At 73.4% G+C, this 14778-nt stretch carries 16 protein-coding genes; 12 read left to right on the forward strand and 4 right to left on the reverse strand.

The genetic code is table 11. From position 1 onward, the window contains the following. Positions 1-33: 33 nt before the first annotated feature. The 8 genes from sufD to AB0G13_RS04435 all read left to right on the forward strand — a co-directional run bounded on the left by sufD (position 34) and on the right by AB0G13_RS04435 (position 6091). Entirely contained in the window at positions 34-1176 is a 1143-nt protein-coding gene (sufD, locus tag AB0G13_RS04400) for a Fe-S cluster assembly protein SufD (protein ID WP_357868744.1), read from the forward strand. Beyond that, on the forward strand, positions 1176-1502 hold the full coding sequence (locus AB0G13_RS04405) for a non-heme iron oxygenase ferredoxin subunit (protein WP_121400691.1): 327 nt from the start codon (positions 1176-1178) through the stop codon (positions 1500-1502). The genes sufD and AB0G13_RS04405 overlap by 1 nt, the downstream gene beginning before the upstream one ends. Further along, positions 1502-2275, forward strand: coding sequence for a Fe-S cluster assembly ATPase SufC (gene sufC, locus AB0G13_RS04410; protein WP_121400692.1), 774 nt, complete (start codon positions 1502-1504; stop codon positions 2273-2275). Before AB0G13_RS04405 ends, sufC begins: the two co-directional genes overlap by 1 nt. A 32-nt stretch (positions 2276-2307) precedes the next feature. After that, entirely contained in the window at positions 2308-3612 is a 1305-nt protein-coding gene (locus tag AB0G13_RS04415) for a cysteine desulfurase (RefSeq protein WP_357868747.1), read from the forward strand. 42 nt (positions 3613-3654) lie between these two features. Beyond that, complete coding sequence (gene sufU / locus AB0G13_RS04420) at positions 3655-4131, forward strand: Fe-S cluster assembly sulfur transfer protein SufU (protein ID WP_357868749.1); 477 nt, start codon at positions 3655-3657, stop codon at positions 4129-4131. Then, positions 4128-4565, forward strand: coding sequence for a metal-sulfur cluster assembly factor (locus tag AB0G13_RS04425; RefSeq protein WP_357868752.1), 438 nt, complete (start codon positions 4128-4130; stop codon positions 4563-4565). Before sufU ends, AB0G13_RS04425 begins: the two co-directional genes overlap by 4 nt. 217 nt (positions 4566-4782) lie before the next feature. Beyond that, a complete protein-coding gene (locus AB0G13_RS04430) occupies positions 4783-5409 on the forward strand; it encodes a LysE family transporter (RefSeq protein WP_357868754.1) in 627 nt (208 codons plus the stop codon). A gap of 34 nt (positions 5410-5443) precedes the next feature. Beyond that, a complete protein-coding gene (locus AB0G13_RS04435; RefSeq protein WP_357868757.1) occupies positions 5444-6091 on the forward strand; it encodes an acVLRF1 family peptidyl-tRNA hydrolase in 648 nt (215 codons plus the stop codon). Between the two features lie 199 nt (positions 6092-6290). On the opposite strand, the gene AB0G13_RS04440 is transcribed toward AB0G13_RS04435, so the two are convergent. Beyond that, the gene (locus AB0G13_RS04440; protein WP_357868778.1) at positions 6291-7208 is read right to left on the reverse strand and encodes a neutral zinc metallopeptidase; all 918 of its coding nucleotides are present in this window, start codon (positions 7206-7208) and stop codon (positions 6291-6293) included. 245 nt (positions 7209-7453) lie between these two features. Here AB0G13_RS04440 and AB0G13_RS04445 point away from each other — a divergent pair, with 245 nt between their 5' ends. Continuing rightward, complete coding sequence (locus AB0G13_RS04445) at positions 7454-9058, forward strand: ABC-F family ATP-binding cassette domain-containing protein (protein ID WP_121400702.1); 1605 nt, start codon at positions 7454-7456, stop codon at positions 9056-9058. A 45-nt stretch (positions 9059-9103) separates the two neighbouring features. Here AB0G13_RS04445 and AB0G13_RS04450 read toward each other — a convergent pair whose 3' ends face one another. Beyond that, positions 9104-9703 carry a cadmium resistance transporter gene (locus tag AB0G13_RS04450; RefSeq protein WP_357868759.1) on the reverse strand — a complete coding sequence of 200 codons (600 nt, stop codon included), beginning with the start codon at positions 9701-9703 and terminating at the stop codon, positions 9104-9106. A gap of 209 nt (positions 9704-9912) precedes the next feature. Here AB0G13_RS04450 and AB0G13_RS04455 point away from each other — a divergent pair, with 209 nt between their 5' ends. From AB0G13_RS04455 to AB0G13_RS04465, 3 genes are all read left to right on the forward strand, one after another. Beyond that, a complete protein-coding gene (locus AB0G13_RS04455) occupies positions 9913-10140 on the forward strand; it encodes a helix-turn-helix domain-containing protein (protein ID WP_007462679.1) in 228 nt (75 codons plus the stop codon). A 46-nt stretch (positions 10141-10186) separates the two neighbouring features. Then, on the forward strand, positions 10187-10954 hold the full coding sequence (locus AB0G13_RS04460; RefSeq protein WP_357868762.1) for an enoyl-CoA hydratase/isomerase family protein: 768 nt from the start codon (positions 10187-10189) through the stop codon (positions 10952-10954). 112 nt (positions 10955-11066) lie between these two features. Beyond that, positions 11067-13046 (forward strand): ABC transporter ATP-binding protein, encoded by a 1980-nt coding sequence (locus AB0G13_RS04465; protein WP_357868780.1) that lies wholly within the window; start codon positions 11067-11069, stop codon positions 13044-13046. A 113-nt stretch (positions 13047-13159) separates the two neighbouring features. Here the strand turns inward: AB0G13_RS04465 and mug are convergent, their stop codons facing one another. Together mug and AB0G13_RS04475 are read right to left on the reverse strand one after the other, a co-directional pair. Beyond that, positions 13160-13786, reverse strand: a complete 627-nt coding sequence (gene mug, locus AB0G13_RS04470; protein ID WP_357868764.1) for a G/U mismatch-specific DNA glycosylase — start codon at positions 13784-13786, stop codon at positions 13160-13162. Next, a complete protein-coding gene (locus AB0G13_RS04475) occupies positions 13786-14553 on the reverse strand; it encodes an SDR family oxidoreductase (RefSeq protein ID WP_357868766.1) in 768 nt (255 codons plus the stop codon). The genes mug and AB0G13_RS04475 overlap by 1 nt, the downstream gene beginning before the upstream one ends. Positions 14554-14778 lie beyond the last annotated feature (225 nt).

Consider the following 14778-nt stretch of genomic DNA (forward strand, 5'->3'; position numbering starts at 1 on the left):
GACACCGTCGTCGTAGAACAGACCAAGGAAGAGATGACTACCCAGGCTTCCGCGCCACCCAGCACCAAGTCGCAGGCGCTCCGCTCGTACGACGTCGCCGACTTCCCGGCCCTGACCGGCCTGGAGGAGGAGTGGCGCTTCACCCCGCTCAAGCGGCTGCGCGGGCTCACCGCCGGGGCGCAGGCCGCCACCGGCACGGTCCGCCACGAGCACGGCGACCTGCCCGAGGGCGTCACCGTCGGGCGGATCGGCTTTGACGACCCGCGGGTGGGCAGCGTGCTCACCCCGGTCGACCGGGTCAGCGCGCTCGCCTACGGCGGGGCCGGGCAGGCACTGCTGGTCCAGGTCGCCCGCGACGCGGTGGTGGCCGAGCCGGTGAGCCTGCGGGTGGTCGGCGAGGGCGCCGAGGGCGTGGCCTTCGGGCACACCTTCGTCGAGGTGGGCCGGTTCGCCGAGGTGACCCTGGTGCTGGAGCACGTCGGTTCGGCCACGCTGGCCGACAACGTCGAGGTGGCGGTGGCCGACGGGGCGAAGCTGACCCTGGTCACCGTCGCCGACTGGGCCGACGACGCCGTCCAGGCCCAGCACCTGAGGGTCAGGCTGGGCCGCGACGCCAAGGTGGTGCACGTCCAGGTCTCCCTCGGCGGCGACCTGGTCCGGCAGCACACCTCGGTGGAGTACACCGACCGGGGCGGCGAGGCCGAGCTGTACGGCCTCTACTTCGCCGACTCCGGGCAGCACCTGGAGCACCGCCAGCTGGTCGACCACACCGTGCCGGACTGCCGCAGCTACGTCGGCTACCGGGGCGCCCTGCAGGGCGAGAGCGCGCGCACCGTCTGGGTGGGCGACGTGCTGATCCGCGCCGAGGCGACCGGCACCGACACGTACGAGATCAACCGGAACCTGCTGCTGACCGACGGCGCGCGGGCGGACTCCGTACCCAACCTGGAGATCGAGACCGGCGAGATCGCCGGCGCCGGGCACGCGAGCGCGACCGGCCGCTTCGACGACGAGCAGCTGTTCTACCTGATGGCCCGGGGCATCCCGGAGTCCGAGGCGCGGCGCCTGGTGGTCCGCGGCTTCTTCGCCGAGCTGATCAACAAGATCCCGGTCGAGTCGCTGCGCGAGCGCCTGGGGGACGCCATCGAGGCCCGGCTCACCAAGGCCAGCGCCTGATGATCCGCCTCTGCTCCACCGAGGACGTGCCGAAGGGCACCGTGGTCAGCGCGGACGTCGACGGCACCCCGATCGCGCTGGTGCACGGCGAGGACGGCGCCTTCTACGCCGCCTACGACGAGTGCTCGCACGCCGCGGTCGCCCTCTCCGAGGGGGAGGTCTCCGGCTGCACGCTGGAATGCTGGCTGCACGGATCCCGTTTCGACCTGAGGACCGGCGAGCCGACCGGGCTGCCCGCCACCGAACCCGTTCCCGTCTATCCCGTCGAAGTCCGAGACGGCGACATCTACGTCAGTCTCACGCCGAGCAATGGAGTGACCCGATAATGAGCACCCTGGAGATCCGCGACCTGAAGGTGTCGGTCAAGCTGCCCGAGGGTGAGCTCAAGCCGATCCTGGCCGGTGTCGACCTGACCGTCCGCTCGGGCGAGACCCACGCGATCATGGGCCCGAACGGCTCCGGCAAGTCCACCCTGGCCTACTCGATCGCCGGCCACCCCAAGTACGAGATCACCGGCGGCTCGGTGACCCTCGACGGCGAGGACGTGCTGGCCCTGTCCGTGGACGAGCGGGCCCGCGCCGGCCTCTTCCTGGCCATGCAGTACCCGGTCGAGGTCCCCGGCGTCTCGGTGGCGAACTTCCTGCGTACCGCCAAGACCGCCATCGACGGCCAGGCGCCCAAGCTGCGCACCTGGGGCGGCGAACTGCGCGGGGCCATGGAGCGCCTCCAGATGGACCCGGCGTTCGCCCAGCGCAACGTCAACGAGGGCTTCTCCGGCGGCGAGAAGAAGCGGCACGAGATCGTGCAGCTGGAGCTGCTCAAGCCGAAGATCGCCATCCTCGACGAGACCGACTCCGGCCTCGACGTGGACGCGCTGCGCGTGGTCAGCGAGGGCGTGAACCGGGTCCGCGACACCGGCGACACCGGGATGCTGCTGATCACCCACTACACCCGGATCCTGCGCTACATCAAGCCGGACTTCGTGCACGTCTTCGTCGCCGGCCGGATCGTCGAGCAGGGCGGCCCGGAGCTCGCCGACAAGCTCGAGGAAGAGGGCTACGAGCGGTACGCCGCCGGGGCCGGCGCGGCGCGGGCCTGAGTCCTCTCTGAAGAATGGGTGGGCCGGTCGACATGACTTCCATCGCGATCCCGTCGGGGATGCCGCAGTACGACGACGTGCCGCGTTACGACGTGGCGAAGGTGCGCGCCGACTTCCCGATCCTCGACCGGGAGGTCAACGGGCACCGGCTGGTCTACCTCGACAGCGCCAACACCTCGCACAAGCCGCGGCAGGTGCTCGACGTGCTCGGCGAGCACTACGCGATGCACAACGCGAACGTCTCCCGCTCGGTGCACACCCTGGGCACCGAGGCCACCGAGGCGTACGAGGGCGCGCGGGCGAAGATCGCCGCGTTCATCAACGCGCCGAGCGTGGACGAGGTGGTGTTCACCAAGAACTCCACCGAGGCGATCAACATCGTGGCGTACGCGTTCTCCAACGCCTCGCTGCGGCCCGACGCCGACCCCCGGTTCCGGCTCGGCCCCGGTGACGAGGTGGTCATCTCCGAGATGGAGCACCACTCGAACATCGTCCCGTGGCAGCTGCTCTGCGAGCGCACCGGCGCGACCCTGCGCTGGTTCCCGGTCACCGACCAGGGGCGCCTGGACGAGTCGGGGCTGGCGGACCTGGTCACCGAGCGGACGAAGATCGTCTCGCTGGTACACATGTCCAACATCCTCGGCACGGTCAACGCCACCTCGCGGATCACCGCGCGGGTCCGCGAGGTGGGCGCGCTGCTGCTGCTCGACTGCTCCCAGTCGGTGCCGCACATGCCGATGGACGTGGTCGACTACGACGCCGACTTCATCGTCTTCACCGGGCACAAGATGTGCGGCCCGACCGGCATCGGCGTGCTCTGGGGCCGGTCCGAGCTGCTGGCGGCGATGCCGCCGGTGCTGGGCGGCGGGTCGATGATCGAGACGGTCAGCATGGCCCGGTCGACGTTCGCCGCGCCGCCGGCCCGGTTCGAGGCGGGCACCCCGCCGATCGCCGAGGCGGTCGCGCTCGGCGCGGCCGTCGACTACCTCACCGGCATCGGGATGCGGGCCATCCAGTGGCACGAGAAGGAGCTGACGGCGTACGCGCTGGACGCCCTCGCCACGGTGCCCGGCCTGCGGATCTTCGGGCCGGCCGTGCCGGTGGGCCGGGGCGGCACCGTCTCGTTCGCCCTCGGCGACATCCACCCGCACGACGTCGGGCAGGTGCTCGACTCGCTCGGCGTGCAGGTGCGCGTCGGCCACCACTGCGCCAAGCCGGTGTGCACCCGGTTCGGCGTGCCGGCCATGACGCGGGCCTCGTTCTACCTCTACACCACCACCGGGGAGATCGACGCCCTGGTGGCGGGCCTGGAGCAGGTGCGGAAGGTGTTCGAGTGAGCGGCGACGCAGGAGCCCGCGGATCGACGGGAGTTCAGCCTGATGCAGCTTGAATCTCTATACCAGGAGATCATCCTGGACCACTACAAGCACCCGCACGGCCGCGGCCTGCGCGACGCGGACGCCACGGGCGCCCGGATCGCCGAGGCGCACCACGTCAACCCGACCTGCGGTGACGAGGTGACCGTCCGGGTGGCGACCGACGGCGACGTGCTGCACGACGTCTCGTACGACGGCATGGGCTGTTCGATCAGCCAGGCGTCGGCGAGCGTGCTGCACGAACTGCTGGTGGGCCGGGGCGCGGGCGACGCGTTCCGGGTGCACGAGGCGTTCGTCGAGTTGATGTCCGGCCGTGGCCAGGTCACGCCGGACGAGGACGTGCTCGGTGACGGGGTCGCGTTCGCGGGCGTCGCCCGCTACCCCGCCCGGGTCAAGTGCGCGCTGTTGCCGTGGATGGCGTTCAAGGACGCCGCGGCACGCGCCGGCGTGGGCGTGAGCCCGACGGAGGTTGAGGCATGAGCAGCGAGGACACCGCCACCGCGGCGAACCCGGCGACCGAGGGCGGGACCGCCCCGGGCGCGGACACCGCCGCGCCGGCCACGGAGAGTGCGCCAGCCGCCGGGGGGAAGAGGGCCGCCGTCGCCGACATCGAGGAGGCGATGAAGGACGTCGTCGACCCCGAGCTGGGCATCAACGTGGTCGACCTCGGCCTGGTGTACGGCGTGCACGTCGGCGACGACAACGTCGCCACCCTGGACATGACGCTGACCTCGGCGGCGTGCCCGCTGACCGACGTGATCGAGGACCAGGCCCGGCAGGCGCTGACCACCGGCCCGGGCGGCGGCCTGGTCGACGACATCCGGATCAACTGGGTGTGGCTCCCGCCGTGGGGGCCGGACAAGATCACCGACGAGGGGCGCGACCAGCTCCGCTCCCTCGGCTTCAACGTCTGACCGGCCCGCCGCCGGTACCCGTCGAGCGCGTCGCCCCTGCCGGGGCGGCGCGCTCGCGGCGTTGGTGGAGAAATCCGGTGGCGGGGCGGCGCGGTGGAGCCGAGGATGAGCGGGTGATCGAGACGTACCCGACGAAGACCGCCCCCGTCGCCGCGGCCGCCGCCGCGTGGCGACAGCGGGCGGAACCCGGTCGCGTCCCGACCCGCCGCCGACCGTCGTGACCGGCGCGTTCCTGGCCGGTCTGGTCGCCGGCTACGGCGTCGCCATCCCGGTCGGCGCGATCGCGATCCTCATCCTCGGGCTCAGCGCCCGCACGTCGTTCCGCGTCGGCGCCGCCGCCGCGTTCGGGGTGGCCACCGCCGACGGGCTCTACGCCGCCGTGGCGGCCCTCGGCGGCGCCGCCGTCGCCGGGCTGATCGCCCCGGTCGCCGGGCCGCTGCGGCTGGCCGCCGCACTGGTGCTGCTCGTCCTCGCCGCCCACGGCACCTGGCGCGCGCTGCGCCCCCGCGCCGCGACCGGGGCCGCCGGCGTCCGCCGGGGGCTGGACACCCCGGTCCGCGCCTTCACCGGCGTGCTCGCGCTGACCCTGCTGAACCCCGCGACCGTGGTCTACTTCGCCGCGCTCGTGCTGGGCCGCACGGACCGCGCCGAGCCGGGTCCGCTCGCCGCCGGCCTCTTCGTGCTCGGCGCGTTCGTCGCCTCGGCGAGCTGGCAGCTGTTGATCGCCGGCGGGGGGACCCTGGTCGGCCGGGTGCTGACCGGCCCGCGCGGTCGGCTCGTGACCGCGCTGCTCTCCAGCGCGATCATCGCCGCCCTGGCCGTGGCGATGCTGCTGCCCGACTGACCCGCCGGCGGGCCGGTGCCGTAGGTTCGGGCGTATGAGCAGCCGACCCGCAGCCGGAGGCGGCCGTTGGGTCGAGGTGGACCCGGCCCGGGTCGCCCGCTGGGTCGAGGGCTTCGCCGACCGGCACGGCCCGCCCGCCACCACCGTCCAGGCGTACGGGCTGCTGCTCGCCGCCGCGGACGGCGCCACCGCCGAGCTGCACACCCCGCCCGGCGCGCCGGCCGCTTCGGACGTGCCCGGCTTCGTGGCCGCGGCGACCACACCCCGCCGGCTCGGCCTGCTGCTCGCCCGCAAGGGCGCGGTGGCGGTGGGCGTCGCGGCGGGGGAGGAGCTGGTGGTCTCCAAGGTGGACACCCGCTACGTGCAGGGCCGCACCGCCGCCGGTGGCTGGTCCCAGCAGCGCTTCGCCCGGCGGCGCGACAACCAGGCGAAGGCGGCGCTGGGCGACGCGGCCGAGCTGGCCGTACGGCTGCTGCTGCCGGAGGCGTCGTCGTTGGGCGCGCTGGTCTGCGGCGGGGACCGGCGGGCGGTGGACAGCGTGCTGGCCGACCGGCGGCTCGCCCCGCTGGTGGCGCTGCGCGCCGAGAGGCTGCTGGACGTGCCCGAGCCCCGGCACGCCGTGCTCGTCGGCGCGATCGCGGCGGCCCGGGCGGTCCGGATCCTGGTCCGCGACCCGGCCTGACCCTACCGGGCGGTCCGGATCCTGGCCCGCGACCTCCGCGACCTCCGCGGACCCGTCACGCTCTGCTCGGCGATCCTGCCCGTCGGGGCGTGGCCCGTGGCCTCCGTGCCCGCGGCGGGTCGTGGCCCGTGCCCCGGGGACACGACGGCGGCCGGCGGGCCCTCGCCCACCGGTCGCCGAGGGACGGTTCCCGTGCTGGTCAGAGGCTGCCGCGGAAGGTGTCGCAGGACTTCGGGTCGCCGGTGGAGTAGCCCCGGGTGAACCACTCCTTGCGCTGGGCGGAGGAGCCGTGGGTGAACTCGTCCGGGTTCACGGGCCGGTTGGCCCGCTCGGAGATGGCGTCGTCACCGATCTTCTCGGCGGCGTCGATGGCCTGCTGGATGTCCTGCTCGCTGATGCTCGTGAAGATCTTCTGGCCGCTCGCGTCGGCGGTGCCGGTGGCGTTCTTCGCCCACGCGCCGGCGTAGCAGTCGGCCTGCAACTCCAGCTTGACCGAGAGCTCGTTGGCGCTGTCCGGGTCGCGCTGCTGCTGGCGGCGCATCTGGGCCTCGGTGCCGAGGAGGTCCTGCACGTGGTGGCCGTACTCGTGGGCGAGCACGTAGGGCTGGGCGAACTCGCCGGAGGCGCCGAGCTGCTGGGCGAGCACCTGGTAGAAGGTGAGGTCGATGTAGACGAGGTCGTCGGCGGGGCAGTAGAACGGGCCGACGCCGGAGTCGGCCTGCCCACAGGCGGTGTTGACGCCCTGGCTGAAGAACACCGTCCGGGACGGGCGGTACTGCTCGCCGAACGCCTCGGGCAGGGCCTTCTGCCAGTACGCCTGGATCGAGTTGACGTAGAGCGCGTTGCGGCAGTCCAACTGCTGGAGCGCGTCCTCGGCCGAGCACTTCTGCTCCAGCGACGCGTTGTCGCCCTGCGGCTCGTCGCCGCCGTTGGTGGCCGCGTTCAGGCCGAAGCCGCCGCCGACGAGCGCGACGAGCACGGCGATGACGAGGCCGACGATGCCGCCCCGGCCGCCGCCGATCGGGATGGGGATGCCGCCCAGCCCGCCGCCCCCGCCGGATCCTCGCCGGTCGTCCACCTGGCTGGTGTCGATCCGCGCGTTCTCGTTCAGCTCCATGTCTACCCCGATCACCGATTTGATCCGTTTTGGTGGTTGCGGTACCGGACCGGGTCCGGACGGCGTTTCGGTACCCGATGATCTTGGTTGGTAATCCGGCGGGCCGGCCGCGCGGCGCCCGGTACACTTGGTCCCGTGCTGCTCTGCGAAGGCTGAACCGCCCCGCGCCGACGGGCCTCGTGCTCGCCGGCGCTTTCGCGTGCCCTGAGTCAGCCCTTCCAGACCCCGAGAGCGAGTCCTCCGACATGATCACTGCCACCGGCCTGGAGCTGCGCGCCGGCGCCCGCATCCTGCTGTCCGACACCACGCTGCGGGTGCAGCCGGGTGACCGGATCGGTCTGGTCGGCCGCAACGGCGCCGGCAAGACCACCACGCTGAAGGTGCTCGCCGGCGAGGGTCAGCCGTACGCCGGCCAGATCGACCGGCGCAGCGCCATCGGCTACCTCCCGCAGGACCCCCGGACCGGCGACCTGGAGGTCACCGGCCGCGACCGGGTGCTCTCCGCCCGCGGCCTGGACGTGCTGATGGCCCAGATGAAGGAGATCGAGACCAGGCTCGCCGACGGCGCCGACGACAAGCTGGTCCGTCGCTACGGCGCGCTGGAGGACCAGTTCGCCTCCCTCGGCGGGTACGCGGCCGAGGCCGAGGCCGCCCGGATCTGCGCCAACCTCGGCCTGCCGGACCGGGCGCTGGCCCAGACCATCGGCACGCTCTCCGGCGGCCAGCGCCGCCGCATCGAGCTGGCCCGGATCCTGTTCCGCGACGCGGGCGAGAACGGCGGCGGCATCCTGCTGCTCGACGAGCCGACCAACCACCTCGACGCCGACTCGATCACCTGGCTGCGCAGCTTCCTCGCCAACCACAAGGGCGGCCTGATCGTGATCTCCCACGACGGCTCGCTGCTGGAGTCGGTGGTCAACAAGGTGTGGTTCCTCGACGCCACCCGCTCCGTGGTCGACGTCTACAACCTGGGCTGGAAGGCGTACCTGGAGGCCCGCGAGACCGACGAGCGGCGCCGCCGCCGGGAGCGGGCCAACGCCGAGAAGAAGGCCGGCGCGCTGATGGCGCAGGCCGACAAGATGCGGGCCAAGGCCACCAAGACCGTCGCCGCGCAGAACATGGCCCGGCGGGCCGAGAAGCTGATCTCCGGCCTGGAGGAGGTGCGCGTCGCCGACAAGGTGGCGAAGGTGCGCTTCCCGAGCCCGGCCCCGTGCGGCAAGACCCCGCTCACCGCGACCGGCCTGTCGAAGTCGTACGGCTCGCTGGAGATCTTCACCGACGTGAACGTGGCGGTCGACCGGGGCTCCCGGGTGGCCATCCTGGGGCTCAACGGCGCCGGCAAGACCACCCTGCTGCGGATGCTCGGCGGCCTGCTGGAGCCGGACACCGGCGAGGTGCACGCCGGGCACGGCCTGCGCCTCGGCTACTACGCGCAGGAGCACGAGACGCTCGACGTGGACCGGACGGTGCTGGAGCACATGCGCAGCGCCGCCATCGAGCAGACCGACACCGACCTGCGCAAGATCCTCGGGGCGTTCCTGTTCTCCGGCGACGACGTGGACAAGCCGGCCGGGGTGCTCTCCGGCGGCGAGAAGACCCGGCTCGCGCTGGCCACCCTGGTCTGCTCCGGGGCGAACGTGCTGCTGCTCGACGAGCCGACGAACAACCTCGACCCGGTCAGCCGGGAGCAGGTGCTCGACGCCATCGCCCGCTACCCGGGTGCGATCGTGCTGGTCACCCACGACCCCGGCGCGGTCATGGCGCTGAAGCCGGACCGCGCCATCCTGCTGCCCGACGGCGACGAGGACGCCTGGAGCGACGACCTGCTCGAACTGGTCGAGCTGGCCTGAGCGGACCGCGGCGCCACCCCGGCGTGGCGGCGCGCGTCGGCGTAGTCAGCGCAGCAGGCCGAGCGCGTGGGGGAGGACGCCCGAGGTGGCCAGGATGACCACGCCGATGGCGATGAAGACGGCCGGGACGAGCCGGTGACCGACGCGTCCGACCAGCCGGACCACCCGGGGGTGGCCGCCCAGCCAGGCCCCCGCGGCGCACCACAGCGCGATGAGCACCACGAAGACCAGCAGGAACACCGCGCTGTCGGCCGGGCCGAGCGCCCGGAACACCGGCACGTAGACGGCGATGTTGTCGGCGCCGTTGGCGATCGTCACCCCGGCCACCCCGAGCGCCGTGCCGACCACCGCCGGGGCGTCGTCGGCGTCGTGGCGGAGCAGCGCGCGTACGCCGAGGGCGACCGGCAGCAGGCCGAGCAGCCCGGTCCACGGCTCGGGCACCACCAGCAGCCCGGCCGCGACCACCGCGCTGGCCAGCGCGAGCGCGCCGATGCCCAGGTACTGCCCGGCGACGATCTGCCAGGTGCGGGGCCGGCCGGTGGTGCGGGCGGCGACGAAGAACAGCGTCAGGACGACGATGTCGTCGATGTCGGTGGCGGCGAACACCACGGCGGCGCCGGCCGCGGTGCCCAACAGGTCGATCACGCCAGCAGGGTACGGCGTGACCGCCCACCCCGCCCGGCGCGGAGGGTCGGGTGGCCCCCGCTCGCGTCGGGAGGATCACTCTATCGGGAAGCTGACATTGCATAGCGTGTCGGTTGGCGAAGAGTTGATATCTGGCGCATGATCGTTCGAGGCGGTCTAATAGGTGGGACCGTATCCGAACCGCACAGTCTGGGACGTGAGGACACAGCATGGCAGCCACTGGCACAGCCACCAGCACTGAGAAGGGTCGCCGGATCGTCGGAGCCGAGCGTCAGACGCTCGCCAAGGACCTGGTAAAGCGGTACACCTCGGGTGAGAGCATCCGCGCGCTCGCGGCCTCGACCGGCCGTTCCTACGGGTTCATCCACCGGGTGCTCACCGAGTCCGGGGTTCAGCTGCGGCAGCGTGGCGGCGCCCGTCGCCGTAAGAAGGCGTGACCCGCCCACCAGCGTCGTCCGTCAGCGCCGCTCCCCAGGTCGCTCGGTGACCGCCGAGGCGACCGGGGTCCGGCTGGAATGCGACGGGCCGGTCGCGACGGTCACGTTGTGCCGGCCCGACGTGCTCAACGCGCAGACCCCGGCGATGTGGCGCGCGATGAGCGACTTCTCCCGGGATCTCCCCGGCGACGTACGCGTCGTCGTCGTGCGCGGCGAGGGGCGGGCGTTCTCCGCCGGCCTCGACCTGTCGGTGGCCGGTGCCTCCGGCCCGGGGTCGTTCGCCGAGCTGGCCACCCTGCCCGAGCAGGAGTGCGCCGACCGGATCGCGGAATACCAGGGCGGCTTCACCTGGCTGCACCGCCCCGACGTCGTCTCCGTCGCCGCCGTGCAGGGGCACGCGATCGGCGCCGGCTTCCAACTGGCGCTCGCCTGCGACCTGCGCGTGCTCGCCGAGGACGCGAAGCTCTCCATGGCCGAGGTGACGCTCGGCCTGGTCCCGGACCTCGCCGGCACCGGGCGCCTGGTCGACCTGGTCGGCTACAGCCGCGCGCTGGAGATCTGCGCGACCGGCCGGCGGATGGACGCCGCCGAGGCGGACCGGATCGGCCTGGCCACCCTGGTCGTGCCGAACGCCGAGCTGGACGCCGCGGTGCGTGACCTGACCGCCGGGCTGCTGACCAACGACCGCAACGCGGTGGTGGAGATCAAGGCCCTGCTGGCCGGCGCGACCGGCCGGTCCGCCGCCGACCAGCAGCGGGCCGAGCGGGAGGCGCAGACCCGCCGGCTGCGCGATCTCGCCGGGCGGGGAGAATAGTAAGGACCGTTCGGGAAGATCAGGGTTACGGCCGAGGTTGTCAGAGTCGTCGGGAGAATTGACCTGACGGTGCGGTCAGCCCGACGACCCGGAGGTGAACGTGTCCAACTCGATGTCCGGCGGCGGCATGGCCGGTTGGAGCATGCTCCGGTCGATGCGAAACCGCGACGAGATCTCCACCCACCGGCTCAAGCGCGGCGTGGCCCGCCGGATCGTGGCCTTCGCCGGGCCCTACCGCCGGGACATCGTCGTCTTCCTGGTCACCGTGGTGCTGGCCGCGGTCATCGGGGTCGCCACCCCGGTGCTCGCCGGCGACGTGATCGACACGATCACCCGGGGCGGCGCCGACGCCGGCAGCGCGGTGGTCCGGCTGGCGTTCGTCATCGCCGGGCTCGCGGTGGCCGACGCGCTGCTCTCCCTCGCCCAGCGGTGGTATTCGGCCCGCATCGGCGAGGGCATCATCCTCGACCTGCGCACCCGGGTCTACGACCACGTCCAGCGGATGCCGCTGCAGTTCTTCACCCGCACCCAGACCGGCGCGCTGGTCAGCCGGCTCAACAACGACGTGCTCGGCGCGCAGCGGGCGTTCACCTCGACGCTGTCCGGGGTGGTCAGCAACGTCATCCAGCTCGTGCTCACCGCCGCGGTGATGTTCACCCTCTCCTGGCAGATCACCGCGCTCTCGCTGGTGCTGCTGCCGGTCTTCATCATCCCGGCCCGCCGGGTCGGCAAGCGGCTCGCCGAGATCACCCGGGAGTCCTACAACCTCGACGCGAAGATGAACGCGACGATGACCGAGCGGTTCGGCGTCTCGGGCGCGTTGCTGGTGAAGCTCTTCGGCCGGCCCGAGGTGGAGGCCCGCCGGTTCGCCGGGCGGGCCGAGCGGGTCCGCGACATCGGCATCCAGTCCGCGATGTACTCGCGGACGTTCTTCGTGGCGATGCTGCTGGTCGCCTCGCTGGCCCAGGCGCTCACCTACGGTCTCGGCGGCTGGCTGGCGGTCACCGGCAACGTCAGCGCCGGCACCGTGGTGACCCTCGCCCTGCTGCTCACCCGCCTCTATGGCCCGCTGACCGCGCTGTCCAACGTCCGGGTCGACGTGATGAGCGCGCTCGTCTCCTTCGACCGGGTCTTCGAGGTGCTCGACCTGAAGCCGACGATCGAGGAGAAGCCCGACGCGGTGCCGGTGCCCCGGGCCAGCGGCCGGGTCGAGTTCCGCGACGTCCGGTTCCGCTACCCCAGCGCCGCCGAGATCTCGCTCGCCTCCCTGGAGGAGGTCGCCGCCCTCGACCGTACGGTCAACGAGCCCGTGCTCAAGGGCGTCTCGTTCGCGGTCGAGCCGGGGCAGATGGTGGCGCTGGTCGGCCCCTCCGGCGCCGGCAAGTCGACGCTGTCGATGCTGATCTCCCGCATCTACGACGTCACCGACGGGCAGGTGCTGGTCGGCGGGGTCGACGTCCGCGACGCGACCCTCGACTCGCTGCGCGACGAGATCGGCGTGGTCACCCAGGATTCGCACCTGTTCCACGAGACCATCGCCGAGAACCTGCGCTACGCCAAGCCGGACGCCACCGACGACGAGATCTGGGCGGCCCTGGCCGGGGCGCAGGTCGCCGACCTGGTCCGGTCGCTGCCGGAGGGGCTGGAGACCCTCGTCGGCGAGCGCGGCTACCGCTTCTCCGGCGGCGAGAAGCAGCGCATCGCCATCGCCCGGCTGCTGCTCAAGGCCCCGTCGATCGTGATCCTCGACGAGGCGACCGCGCACCTCGACTCGGAGAGCGAGGCCGCCGTGCAGCGGGCGCTGTCGGTGGCGCTGACCGGGCGTACCGCGCTGGTGATCGCACACCGGCTCTCGACCGTCCGCGACGCCGACCAGATCCTGGTGCTCGACGACGGGCGGATCGTCGAGCGGGGCCGGCACGAGGAACTGGTGGCCGTGGGCGGGCTCTACGCCGAGCTCTACCGCACCCAGTTCGCGGTCGCCGACTCGCCCACCCCGTACGCCGACGCGACCGGGCCCGAGCCGGTGGCCGTGCCGCCGCTGCGGCCCTACCTCGCCGACGAGGCGCTGCCGCCGGCCGCGGCCAACTGACGCCCGGCCGACGCTCCAGCGAACACCGGCGCACCGGTGCCCAGCTTGCGCCCGGCGCGCGACTCGGCCGGCCGTGACCGGCGCGATTCAGCGGGCCACGGCCCGCCGACGCCTCAGCCGGCGGTGACCGCCACCCGCAACTCCCCGAACGCGGCGCCCAGCGTCTCTGGGGTGAAGTGCGCGTTCAGGCCGCTGGGGTTGGGCAGCACCCAGAGCCGGGCGCCGGCCAGCCGCTCCGGCTGCGGCCCGAAGGCGGCCTTCGGCCGGGCGAACCCGATCCGGTACGCGGTCACCCCGACCACGGCCACCCACCGGGGGCGATGGCGCTCGACCTTGCCGGTGAGGATCCCCGCCCCCTCGACCAGCTCGGCCGGGGTCAGCTCGTCGGCGCGGGCACTGGCCCGCGCGACCATGTTGCTGATGCCCAGGCCGTACGCCGGCAGCTCGTTCTGCTCGCTGGGATGCAGCAGCCGGGGCGTGAACCCGCCCCGGTGCAGCGCCGGCCAGAACCGGTTGCCCGGCCGGGCGAAGTGCCACCCGGTCGCGGCCGACCACAGGCCCGGGTTGATCCCCACGAAGAGCACGCCCAGGCCGGGGGCGATGACGTCGGGGATGGTCCGCTCCGCCGCCGCCGCGAGTTCCTCCCGCGTGGGCCGCGGGTACCGTCCGGCCGCATCCGCCGCCCGTGCCCGCCGTCGGGCGGGGGAGCCGCGGCCCGGCCGGTCGGCGGGCGTGACCATTACAGGCCCCGCAGCACGCCGCCGTCGACCGGCACGGTGACGCCGGTCAGGTAGCTCGCGGCGGGGGAGAGCACGAACGCGGCCACCCGGCCGAACTCGGCCGGCGCGCCGATGCGGCGCAGCGGAATGGCGGCCTCGGCCTCCGCGCGTGCCCGCTCGGGGTCGCCGGTGGCGGCGAAGAGCTCCACGTTGCGGTCGGTCATGATCCGTCCGGGCAGCAGACCGACCACCCGCACGCCCCGGGGCCCGTACTCGTCGGCGACGTCCTTGGCCATGCCCGCCAGGCCGGGCCGCAGGCCGTTGGAGATGCCCAGGCCGGGCACCGGCCCGCGCGCCGAGGTCGACAGGACCAGCCCGACCGCGCCGCCTGCGCCCCCGGCCAGCTCCTCCGCGACGGTACGGACCATGCGGACGGTGCCGAGGAAGACCGTCTCGAAGGACCGGCGCCACTGCTCGTCGGTGACCGAGGCGGCGCTGCCCGGCGGTGGCCCGCCGACCGAGACCAGCGCCCCGTCCAGCCGTCCGAAGTGCTCCCGGGCTGCCGCCACGAGGCGCTCCGGCGTGTCGACGTCGGCCAGGTCGGCGGTCAGCCCGACCGCCCGCTCCGGCCCGCCGAGGCGCTGCGCGGCGGCGGCCACCGCGTCGGCGTCGCGGGCGGAGAGCAGGACGCGGGCACCGTCGGCGACGAGGCACTCCGCGGTGGCGTAGCCCAGCCCCCGGGAGGCGCCGGTGAGTACGTACACCCGATCGGTCAGTCCGAGATCCATGCCGTCGATCCTGCCGCACCCGGCCGGATCCGCCAGCGGGGCCCTCGTGGGCGGTGGGCGGTCAGCGGTGGGCGGGACGCAGCAGGCGTACCCGACCGGCGACCTGGACGGCGACGGCCCCGCCGGCGCGCCCCCATGCCGGCAGCCGGCGCGGGCGCGGCGGCCCGTGCCCGTCGTAGCGGTCGGCGGCCTCGCGCGCGGCCAGCTCCTCCGCGCCCAGCGGCG

This window comes from Micromonospora sp. NPDC023633, assembly GCF_040640035.1.
GTDB lineage: Bacteria > Actinomycetota > Actinomycetes > Mycobacteriales > Micromonosporaceae > Micromonospora.

Excerpts from the sequence above, each read along its gene's own strand:
- AB0G13_RS04475 (WP_357868766.1), bottom strand. The coding sequence starts at position 14,553 with ATGGATCTCGGACTGACCGATCGGGTGTACGTACTCACCGGCGCCTCC.
- sufU (WP_357868749.1), top strand. The coding sequence starts at position 3,655 with ATGCAGCTTGAATCTCTATACCAGGAGATCATCCTGGACCACTACAAG.
- AB0G13_RS04405 (WP_121400691.1), top strand. The coding sequence starts at position 1,176 with ATGATCCGCCTCTGCTCCACCGAGGACGTGCCGAAGGGCACCGTGGTC.
- AB0G13_RS04425 (WP_357868752.1), top strand. The coding sequence starts at position 4,128 with ATGAGCAGCGAGGACACCGCCACCGCGGCGAACCCGGCGACCGAGGGC.
- sufD (WP_357868744.1), top strand. The coding sequence starts at position 34 with ATGACTACCCAGGCTTCCGCGCCACCCAGCACCAAGTCGCAGGCGCTC.
- AB0G13_RS04465 (WP_357868780.1), top strand. The coding sequence starts at position 11,067 with ATGTCCGGCGGCGGCATGGCCGGTTGGAGCATGCTCCGGTCGATGCGA.
- AB0G13_RS04415 (WP_357868747.1), top strand. The coding sequence starts at position 2,308 with ATGACTTCCATCGCGATCCCGTCGGGGATGCCGCAGTACGACGACGTG.
- mug (WP_357868764.1), bottom strand. The coding sequence starts at position 13,786 with ATGGTCACGCCCGCCGACCGGCCGGGCCGCGGCTCCCCCGCCCGACGG.
- AB0G13_RS04455 (WP_007462679.1), top strand. The coding sequence starts at position 9,913 with ATGGCAGCCACTGGCACAGCCACCAGCACTGAGAAGGGTCGCCGGATC.
- AB0G13_RS04435 (WP_357868757.1), top strand. The coding sequence starts at position 5,444 with ATGAGCAGCCGACCCGCAGCCGGAGGCGGCCGTTGGGTCGAGGTGGAC.
- sufC (WP_121400692.1), top strand. The coding sequence starts at position 1,502 with ATGAGCACCCTGGAGATCCGCGACCTGAAGGTGTCGGTCAAGCTGCCC.
- AB0G13_RS04445 (WP_121400702.1), top strand. The coding sequence starts at position 7,454 with ATGATCACTGCCACCGGCCTGGAGCTGCGCGCCGGCGCCCGCATCCTG.
- AB0G13_RS04440 (WP_357868778.1), bottom strand. The coding sequence starts at position 7,208 with ATGGAGCTGAACGAGAACGCGCGGATCGACACCAGCCAGGTGGACGAC.